This is a genomic window from Paenibacillus sp. P22 (assembly GCF_000469945.2).
In the GTDB taxonomy this organism is placed as follows: Bacteria; Bacillota; Bacilli; order Paenibacillales; family Paenibacillaceae; genus Paenibacillus_O; species Paenibacillus_O humicus.
In genome coordinates this window covers 1-9,843 of sequence record NZ_CBRA020000172.1, presented here as the reverse complement: position 1 = coordinate 9,843, position 9,843 = coordinate 1, and the positions used below count along the sequence as shown (strand labels likewise).

The 9,843-nt window shown below is 55.6% G+C and carries 8 protein-coding genes; 4 read left to right on the top strand and 4 right to left on the bottom strand.

Translation table 11 applies throughout. The annotated features are described in order from the left end of the window. The 3 genes from BN871_RS29330 to BN871_RS20970 form a co-directional block, all read right to left on the bottom strand. Positions 1-201, bottom strand: a 201-nt coding sequence (locus tag BN871_RS29330) for a hypothetical protein (RefSeq protein ID WP_232313238.1), incomplete at its 3' end; no start/stop codon positions are given. A gap of 346 nt (positions 202-547) precedes the next feature. Continuing rightward, positions 548-1,081 (bottom strand): NUDIX domain-containing protein, encoded by a 534-nt coding sequence (locus BN871_RS20975; RefSeq protein WP_021879705.1) that lies wholly within the window; start codon positions 1,079-1,081, stop codon positions 548-550. A gap of 28 nt (positions 1,082-1,109) precedes the next feature. Then, on the bottom strand, positions 1,110-1,823 hold the full coding sequence (locus tag BN871_RS20970) for an MOSC domain-containing protein (protein WP_083436567.1): 714 nt from the start codon (positions 1,821-1,823) through the stop codon (positions 1,110-1,112). A gap of 539 nt (positions 1,824-2,362) precedes the next feature. Here BN871_RS20970 and trpS point away from each other — a divergent pair. The 3 genes from trpS to BN871_RS20950 all read left to right on the top strand — a co-directional run bounded on the left by trpS (position 2,363) and on the right by BN871_RS20950 (position 8,895). After that, positions 2,363-3,349, top strand: coding sequence for a tryptophan--tRNA ligase (gene trpS / locus BN871_RS20965; RefSeq protein ID WP_048748641.1), 987 nt, complete (start codon positions 2,363-2,365; stop codon positions 3,347-3,349). 163 nt (positions 3,350-3,512) lie between these two features. Continuing rightward, positions 3,513-4,460, top strand: coding sequence for a ribose-phosphate pyrophosphokinase (locus BN871_RS20960; RefSeq protein ID WP_048748640.1), 948 nt, complete (start codon positions 3,513-3,515; stop codon positions 4,458-4,460). 1,246 nt (positions 4,461-5,706) lie between these two features. After that, positions 5,707-8,895 (top strand): glycosyl hydrolase family 18 protein, encoded by a 3,189-nt coding sequence (locus BN871_RS20950; RefSeq protein WP_053087024.1) that lies wholly within the window; start codon positions 5,707-5,709, stop codon positions 8,893-8,895. Between the two features lie 113 nt (positions 8,896-9,008). On the opposite strand, the gene BN871_RS20945 is transcribed toward BN871_RS20950, so the two are convergent. After that, complete coding sequence (locus tag BN871_RS20945) at positions 9,009-9,284, bottom strand: YciI family protein (protein WP_048748639.1); 276 nt, start codon at positions 9,282-9,284, stop codon at positions 9,009-9,011. A gap of 144 nt (positions 9,285-9,428) precedes the next feature. On the opposite strand from BN871_RS20945, the gene BN871_RS20940 reads away from it, so the two are divergent. Continuing rightward, a complete protein-coding gene (locus tag BN871_RS20940; protein WP_048748638.1) occupies positions 9,429-9,839 on the top strand; it encodes a hypothetical protein in 411 nt (136 codons plus the stop codon). Positions 9,840-9,843: the final 4 nt, after the last annotated feature.

The window sequence follows — 9,843 nt, the reverse complement described above, 5'->3', positions numbered from 1 at the left end:
CGGATATGATAGATTCATTGCCATAGCGAGATAGGTATAACTGTCGTAGTAACCAAAGGTGGAGAATACCGGAGGAGGAGGCGATGTTTTGGCTCCGTCAGCCGAAGCTGCCGACAACGGTGAGCTCATGGAACCGAATATCAAGGCCGCTGCGAAAAAAACGCTCCAGAAAATGCCGATGATCCTTACGTTACGATACATGCTAAATCAGCCTCCATTATGTAGTGGTCCAACACTAGAATAACAACCGCAAACCGAGTGTAGTTGCAGCCTTAATAAAAAAATATTTGCGTGTATTAAAATAGTGATCATCGCCTGCAGCTACCCCCCCCTTGCAGTCTATGTTCATTCCGATAAGATTGAAGGAATATGCATTGATATTCCAATTAGATAGCGCTTACAATAGTTCCAAAGAATCAGAAATGTCCAGTTGAAAGAAGGAAGAAATGGGCATGATTGCATGTGGCGTATTCATCCATTCCGAGCCCCGCTTCGCATCCTGGCGAAGCGGGGCTGCCTATTGCGCGGAACAGCGCCTTGCTGCCGGTCAAAACGGAAGCCCCTCCTGGATCTGCCGCTGCACGAGCTCCATGACGAGCGTCTCCCGCTCGATCGCAAAGCCGATATGGGGACCTTTCTGCCGCATCACAGAGCGGTTGTGGGCAATGGCTTCCGCAATTTCCACCCACTCCGGCCGCGAGCCGTTGGCAAGCTCATAGGATTCCGGGCGAATCCGGGTGAAGTCCGTCTCGGCCCTGCACACGTAAAAGCAGGAGATCATTCTCATATTGTCGTATTCCGGCTCCAGCGCGGGACGGAGCTCCTCGACGCGGCCGAGCTCTCGGACAACTTCGACCGATGCGGCACCGGCTTCTTCCTCCAGCTCGCGGCGCAGCCCCGAGAGCATATCTTCTCCCGGCTCGATACCGCCGCCGGGAATGCCGTAGTCGTCGTAGCGGGCGGTGTAGATCAACAGCATCTTGGCGCCGTCGACGATGATGCCCCGGGCTGAGCGTCGAACGAAGGATGAGCCCGACGGGTCGGCTACCTTGGAATGGACCAGTTCGTACAGCAGCTCCATAGGATCGTCCCCCTTTTCTTTCATGCGCTCAGATTTCATAGACATCGTCGCCGATCCGGATCGCTCCCGACACTGAGACGGAAGCATATAAGCCGAAGTGATTTCCGAACTGCCGGCTTACGGTTTTGTGCAGCGACGGGTCGTGCTGCAGCGTGTCCGGTTCCAGGCCGATCATCGAGCAGCGGCCGCAGAACGAATCCACCCGCAGCTCAGCGGTTCCTATGAGGAGCCGTCTGCCGATCCACTGCGCATCGTCGAAGGCAGGATCATTCATCGCGAGCACCAGGTTCGGACGGAAGCGTCGAATATCAAGCTCTTTGCCCCATGCGGCTTCGAGCTTGCGCCGTGAAGCGTCCGTCACGATCAGAACGGGAGCGGCATCGACAGCCAGGAGACCCGGTTCCTCCAGATGAGGCGCTTTGTACCCGGTCATAGACATCTCGATTTTTGAATGCCGCTGCATATCCGCCAGCAGTTCTCCGTCCCATCGGAGGGCTCGTCCTTCCGGCGAGACGACATGCAGGATATCGTCCTTTACAGTTGCATGATAAGAAAGCATCGCCGGAATCTGCCGGGCGGTGATGTAACTGTTCCATCCTTGCTTGGTTTCGTCGCGGAATGCTCCGATCCGATCGCCTGCGAGTCCTGAGGTTTCCATCTCGCAGGCATCCAGGCGTTCACCCGCAAATGATTTGACCGGATACCTCATAATGGAGGAGACTTTGCCGAAAGACATTTCCATTCTTATTCCTCCCCGAATGAATCATGCCTTTTATTATAGGGGCAGGAGCCCATTTTGCCCATCGGTCGAGCCCGAGCGGATAATTTAGGAGAGGTTGAGCAGAGGGAATGATGAAAGGATAGAAGGCTCCTATTTAAAGAAAGACTGGGGGAAACGCATTGACTTTTTGGAATATTCTGTTAATGTGAGTACCAAGCAAATCATACATCGTCAACAATGCAGCGCCAATCATACATCAAGGCCAGGAATGGAAAGAGTACCCTGATGGAGTTGTCTCAGCGAGCCGGCGGCAGGTGGAAGGTCCGGCACAACGGATTCAGGCGAATGGCTCCATTCGCTTCGGCCCGAACGCGCAAGCCGCAAGGCACCGCCAGTAGGCTCCGACGGGAGGTCCCGCCGTTATCACGGGAATCATGTTAGCCGTTTTGACATGACAAGAGCAGCGGCGCTTGGCCGAATTCGGGTGGTATCGCGGAGTTTATACACTTCGTCCCTTTCAGGGACGGGGTGTTTTTTTATTTTCAAGGAGGCGAAGGGATATGGAGAAACGGATCTTGTCGGGAATGAAGCCAAGCGGGGAGCTCAATATCGGAGGGTACGGAGGAGCATTGAGCCAGTTCGTGGCCATGCAGGAGAAGGCTGATTGCTATTTCTTTATTCCGGATCTTCATGCTGTAACGGTATGGCAGGACCCCAGGGAGCTGAGGGAGCGCTCGATGGAAATTGCGGCTCTCTACCTGGCTGCGGGGATCGATCCCAAGCGGTCTGCCGTATTCTTTCAATCCCAGGTTCCGGCTCATGCCGAGCTTGGGTGGCTCATGGAGACGCAGACGGCTGTCGGCGAGCTTGGCCGCATGACCCAGTATAAGGAGAAGGCGGATGGAAGAGAATCGGTAAGCTCCGCCTTGTTCACTTATCCGGCTTATATGGCAGCGGATATCCTTCTCTATCAAGCCACTCATGTGCCGGTCGGGGATGACCAGAAGCAGCATCTGGAGCTGGCCCGGAACTTGGCCGTCCGCTTCAACAGCAGGTTCAAGAAGAATCTGTTCACCATACCTGAGCCGATTATCGCCGGCATCGGGAGCCGCATCATGGGACTCGACGATCCGTCCAAAAAAATGAGCAAAAGCAACCCCAACCGCAGCAGTTCTATTCTGCTCATGGATGAGCCGGATGACATTCGCCGCAAATTCGCCAAGGCGGTCACGGATTCGGAGGGCGTCGTCCGCTGCGACTGGGACAGAAAGCCCGGGATCAGCAGTCTTCTGGAAATCTATTCCGTATTCAGCGGAATGACGATCGGGGACATTGAGAGCAGATACCAGGGCGTCGGGTACGGCAGCTTCAAAGAGGATCTGGCCGAGGCCGTCATTGCAAAGCTGGAGCCTCTGCAGAGAAGCTACAGGGAGATAGCCGGCTCCGAGGAGCTGGATCGGGTGCTGAAAGACGGGGCATTGCGGGCAGCGGAGGCGGCGGCGGCGACGCTTAAAGCCGTGAAGGAAGCGATGGGCTTCGTTGTGTAAGAGGCAATGTCGGGCGGTGAACCCATCCCCATGCCGGATGTCCGTGGGACCGGGCCGTAAAGCCGCGGGAATCTAATCCTCCTTCGGGCTGTTGATTTGGCTCCGATAGGCTATAATGGATAAAAAGGATGATAGCCGAAGCGCGGGAGGGAAAGGGATCAATATGACGGACAAAGTGAAAATTTTCAGCGGATCTTCCAATATTCCGCTTGCGAAGAGCATCAGCGAGCAGCTGGGCATTCCTCTCGGAGAGGTGGAGCTGTCGCAGTTCGATAACGGAGAGCTGTATGTCTCCTACAAGGAGCCGATCCGCACTTGCCATATCTTCATCGTGCAGTCGCTCTCGGACCCGGTCAACGAGAACTTCATGGAGCTGCTCATCATGATCGACGCGGCCAAGCGGGCTTCTGCCAAGACGATCAACATCATCATGCCGTACTACGGCTACGCCCGCCAAGAGCGCAAGCGCCATCCGCGCGAGGCGATCTCCGCCAAGCTGGTCGCCGATCTGCTGGAGACGGCAGGCGCCTCCAGGATCATCCCGCTTGATCTGCATACGGCCGCTATCCAGGGCTTTTTCAACTTCCCGGTCGACCATCTTACGGCGCTCGACGAGCTGGCGGAATATATCCGCAGCAAGAACATCGAGAACCCGGTCATCGTTTCTCCGGACGCAGGTCGAGCCTCCACGGCGGAGAAGCTTGCCAACTACCTGCATGCCCCGTTCGCGATGGTCGTGACCAATCACGACAGCCACACGGGAGAAGAGAAGACGCATGTCATCGGCGAGGTGGCCGGCAAGACGCCGATCGTCATCGAAGATATCATCGATACGGGCAAGACGCTCCTCAACGTCGTGGACAAGCTCGTCGAGAAGGGCGGGCGCGACATTATGGTGGCGGCTACCCACGGCCTGTTCTCCCAAAATGCGCTTGAGCGGCTGGACCATGCGCATATCAAGGAAATCGTCGTAACGGACTCCATCCTGCAGCCTTCCGGGCATTCCGACAAGCTGACTGTCATCTCGATGGCAAGCCTGTTCACCGAAGCGATCCGCAGCAATATTTACGGCGGCTCCATTGCAACGATGTTCAAGAACAAAGGAATCTAATCGTCCGCGGAAGCAGCATCCGCTGACCGATCCAAAGAGGCCGGAAGCCAGTTCCGGCCTCTTTGCCGTTCTCTCTGAAACAGCAGGCGAATGTGGAGCAGGCTTAGCCGTTGCTTGTTTGAAGCGCCTCGCAGACAGACGCAAGACAATTGCAGGAGATTCATTTTATACTATCAGGCCTTAAGCGGATTTCGAGAAACATAGACGGTTTCCGTTACACGATGTAGCCCGGCCGATAGTGAATGAATGCACCCGTTGCTGTGGAAGCACGCGTTTGTCGTGAACGCATCTGTAAAGCACGTTTTTCGTGGAAGCACCCGTTGCCTTGGACGTTTTCCTTACTTGAATGCTTATCGGACATAGGATCCGTTATTTGCCTTGAAAAATGGACTCTTCAAAGGTATCGGACATAGGATCCGTTATTAGACTCCACTCTATTGATATTGGGGTAATTTTCAGGAAATAACGGATCCTATGTCCGATAAAAAGCCCAAAGCCTCGAATTCATCCAAATAGCGGAACGTATGTCCGATAAAAAGCCAAGGGCTCTCGAAATCGGCCGCATAGCGGAACGAATTTCCGAGATGCTTCATTCAAATCCAGGCCTGCTGGCCAAACAGATGTCTTCACCCGTGGCGTCAAAAAGCGCGGCAGCGTCTCTGCGCCCTTTTCGTTTTGAAAATTATTATGATCAATAACGGCAATTTTATGGTTAAAAAAATGATACTTTCGATCTTTTTATGATATATATCACGGATAATAAAGATTTTGAAAAGGTGTTGGACCATTCCCCACGAATAGGGAAGTTTGATAGGCACAAAAATCGCCAGCGAGGTGGTGAGCGCTCTCATTGAGGTTTGATATCATTGACTTCACTTCTTTCGCAAAACCATTCCGCAAGTCAGCTCCTTCCGCAGGTCGTTACATTCCGTATGTCAGATCCTTTCGCAGAACGGCACATTCCGCAAGTCAGATCCTTTCGCAGGTCGTCACATTTCGCAAGTCAGATCCTTTCGCAGGTCGACATTCCGCAAGTCAGATCCTTTCGCAGGTCGTCACATTCCGTAAGTCAGCTCTTTCCGCAAGTCGTCACATTCCGCAGGTCAACCCTTTCGCAGGTCAGCTCTTACCGCCAGACAGCTCAACTCTTTCCGCATGACCCCTCTTTTCCTAAGTCAGCCGGTCCAGACAGAGGTCGAAAAGCCATTCCATGATTGCCCAAATCATTATGGATGAGGTGACTTGATTGTCCACGCGACTGAAAACGAACGTTTCTTCCACGCTTGCTTCCTTGCTCACTTTGGCACTCCTGATCAGCATGTTCGGAGCAGCCGCTGCCCCCGCTGCCGCTGCGGAGGATCCCAACATCCCCCAGAATCTGGCCGTAACCGATGTAAAGGCAAAATCGATCACTCTGACTTGGGATGAAGTTCCCGGAATAGACCCTAACAACGGGTATCAAATTTACTACAAAATCGGAGACAGCACCCAGTGGAACTGGGCGGCCTGGTCCGGATTCTCCCCGAAAATCGTCGGCGGCCTGGAGCCGGAGACGACCTATTCCTTCTACGTCACTTCCGTTCCGGTGCTAGGCACCCAGAGCGAGAAGAGCAATGTGGTCACGGCAACGACCGTCGCCGAGGATCCCAATGCCTATCCGGAGCCGCCGCTGACGACTCCGCAGTATCTCCGCGTGACGGACGTCACCTACAATTCGATCGAGCTTGGATGGACGACGAGCCCTCTCGCTACGGGATACGACGTGTATGTGGACAACAAATGGTTCGGAGGAGACTGGGCAGCGGCCGGCAAGTTCTCCTACGAAATCGCCAAGCCGACGGTAGGCCAATCCGTGTACTTCCAGGTCGCCGCGCAGGATAAAGATCGCCGGGTATCCGGCAAGAGCAACGGCCTGCGCATCGTATGGGGCCAGCTCGACGCTCCTCAATCGGTGCAGGTCGTATCGGGCACCCGTACCGCGATCTCGCTAGGCTGGGCTCCGACAGCCGGCGCGACCGAGTATGAAATCTACCGCGACGGCGACCTCATCGGCACCAGCTCGGTTCCGCGTTATGCGGCGACGGGATTGACCGAGGGCCAAGCGTACGACTTTACGGTCGTCGCCAAAAACAGCCTGTGGCAATCGGAAGCGAGCGCGCCGGCAACGGCCGTTCCGGGCCGCGAGTACAACATCGTCGCCTATTATGCCGCCTGGGCACAGGGCGCACGCCAGTTCAGTCCGGCTGATATCGACGGCTCGCAGATTACGCATATCAACTACGCTTTTGGCGATATTTGCTGGAAGGGAGCCGGCACGACCGGAGCCGTATGCCAGAACCCTGACATCGAGCTGCAACAGGGATATGTGTTCAATGGAGGCGTCATTCAAGGCTATCCGGAATTCGATCCCCAAGGCTTCGAGGAGCTGAAGGAGCTCAAAGCCGGCAACCCGAGCCTGAAGACGCTCATCTCTGTCGGCGGCTGGTCCTGGTCCAAAAACTTCTCGCTCGTCGCCGCGGATGAAATCTCCCGCAGGACGTTTGCCGGCTCCGCCGTCCAGTTCCTTCGCGCCTACGGCTTCGACGGCTTCGACATCGACTGGGAATACCCGGTTGAGGGCGGAGAAACGACCAACGCCAGGGGACCTCAGGACAAGGAGAATTTCACACTTTTGGTGAAAACCGTCCGTGAGGCGCTTGACGCCGCCGGCCAGGAAGACGGCAAGTATTATCTGCTGACGATCGCCTCCAGCCAAGGCGACAATTTCACGGTAAATGCCGATTATGCCAACTCGGTTCAATATCTCGACTTCATCAACATCATGACCTACGACTACAACGGAACCTGGCAGACGGAAGCGGCCCACAACGCCCCGCTTTACTACGATCCGAACAACAAGGCTGCCTCGGCCAAGCGCTTCAATGCTGCCGGAGGGCTGCAAGGACATCTGAAAGGCGGAGTGCCGAATTACAAGCTGGTAGCGGGAATTCCGTATTACGGAACGGGCTGGGGCGGCTGCGCGAGCGGCGGCGAGTACCAGCAGTGCTCCAGCACGATCATCCCTGGAACGTGGGGAGCTGATGCGAAGTTCGACATCGCCGATCTCGAAAACAACTACCTGACGAATCCGGATTTCAAGCGGGTGTTCAACAACTACGCCAAGGTTCCTTATTTGTACAATGAAAAGACCGGCGTGTTCATCTCTTATGACGATGCGGAGTCGACCGCCTACAAAACCGCTTATATCCGGTCGATCGATATCGCCGGCGCCATGAACTGGGAAATCAGCGCCGACCGCAATCATACGATGTCGGACCAGCTCGCAGCCGACCTCCCTGCGGGAGGCAGCTCTGCGGTCAGCCTGCCGGCGCCGGCAGCGCCGACTGCCGGCAAAGCGGCCGCCACTGAAATTCCGCTCCAATGGCAGGCCGTACCGGGAGCGACCGGCTACGACATCTTTGCCAATGGCCAATGGGCGGGGTACGCTGACGGTACGGAATGGACGCTGAAATCCCTGGAGGCGGATACTTCGTATACGATTGAAATTGCCGCCATCCAAAAAGGGGGGGATGGAAAAGCGATCCGGGTTTCTGTTTTCAGTTCCCCTCTGATGGCGAAAACAGCTCCGGCCTCTAATGCGACACCGACAACAAATCCGACGCCGACACCGACGACAAATCCGACACCGACAACAAGCCCGACACCGACAACAAGCCCGACACCGACAGCAACGCCGACACCGACGCCGGCATCGACGCCGACACCGTGGTACCCGTCCTATCCGGTAGCTACGCCGTCGCCATCCGCAAGTCCGACGCCGTCCGTTACGCCTGCGCCGACAGCTTCGGCATTGCCTGAGCCTTCCGCAACGTCCGTTCCGGCCAAGCCGCTGCCGTTCAATGATGTCAGCTCCAAGCACTGGGCGAGCGATGCCATCGCTAGAGCTTCCGGGCTGAACATCATCATCGGGTTCGGAGACGGCAGCTTCCATCCGAATGGAAGCGTCACCCGCGCGGACTTCGTCACCATGCTGGGACGCGCGCTCGGTCTGGACAGCACCGGCGGCAGCCTGGACTTCAAGGATGCTTCCTCCGTTCCGGCTTACGCACGCGGGTATATCGCGCAGGCTCTGGAGGCGGGCTGGCTGAAAGGGTACGACGACGGCACGTTCGGGCCGAAAAAGACGATTACCCGCGCCGAGATCGCGGTGCTGGTCGCCAAAGCGCTCCGGCTTCCGGCCGCAGATTCCAAGCCGGCCTTCGCCGACGCCTCTTCCATCCCGGCATGGGCATCCAAGTATGCAGCCGCGCTGGAAATCGCCGGTCTTATCCAGGGCGACGAAAAGAACCGATTCCATGGAGATCAGCCTCTGACACGGGCTCAAGCAGCGGTTCTGATCATCAACCTGATCGACCATGCCAAAAAGGCTCCGTGACAAAAACAAGCCCCTTCACCGTTCAGGTGAGGGGGCTTTTCGCTTGCTGAAGCGATGCTGTTGATGTCAAGAAACCGTAGACAGCACAACTAAAAGGCGAATTAGTTCCGGGGCTAGACCTTTAGATGCAGGGAGGTCATTTCCCAAGGGTGAATCTCATAGTTGCGAGCCTGATGCAGGACATAGGGATCCTGTTCCACGAGCGTTGCGACCTCTTGCAGCGATTCTCCCGTGTAAATGACGAGGCCGCCCCATCCATCTGTGAATCTTCCTCTGGCGGCGATGCGGCCCTCCTGCTCCAGCTTCTCCAGGTAAGCGAGATGCTCCGTCCGCAGCCTTGCGCTCTTTTCTTCATCCAGCATCGGCAGCATGACCGCGAAAAATGCCATTGTTCGACTCCTCCTCCATCGTTTCGGGAATAGTTTCAGTATACATTTTATTTGAGGGAACGGGCAGGAAATCAAAGGCCGGCCCTCTAATCCTAATCAAAGGAATAGAAACTGGAAACCTATATTCAGGCAAGGGGGATCAACATGGAGGCATCGGTAGAGAAGCTGTTCGGTACAGAACGGCTGGAGGATGCGGCGCGTCGTTTCGGACTGCAGGGAGATCCGAAGAAGCTGGGCGATTTTGAAAACTATATCTATGAAATGCAGACAGCCGAAGGCGTTTCCGTCATTCTGCGCCTGACCCACAGCAGCCATAGATCGCTGGAAGAAATCGAAGCCGAGCTTGATTTCCTTCAACATCTTGAGGAGGAGGGCTGCGGGCAGGAGATCGCGTCAAGTCTGGCCGGGCCGTCGGGCAGCCGCATCGAGAAAATCATCGAACATTTAGAGTTTACCGGATATCTAATATATCTCTTTCAGAGACTACATTTGTCCCGAGCAACTTTGAAATCGATGAGATGGATGCATCATTCTCCAAAGAAGCATCATGRATAAACGT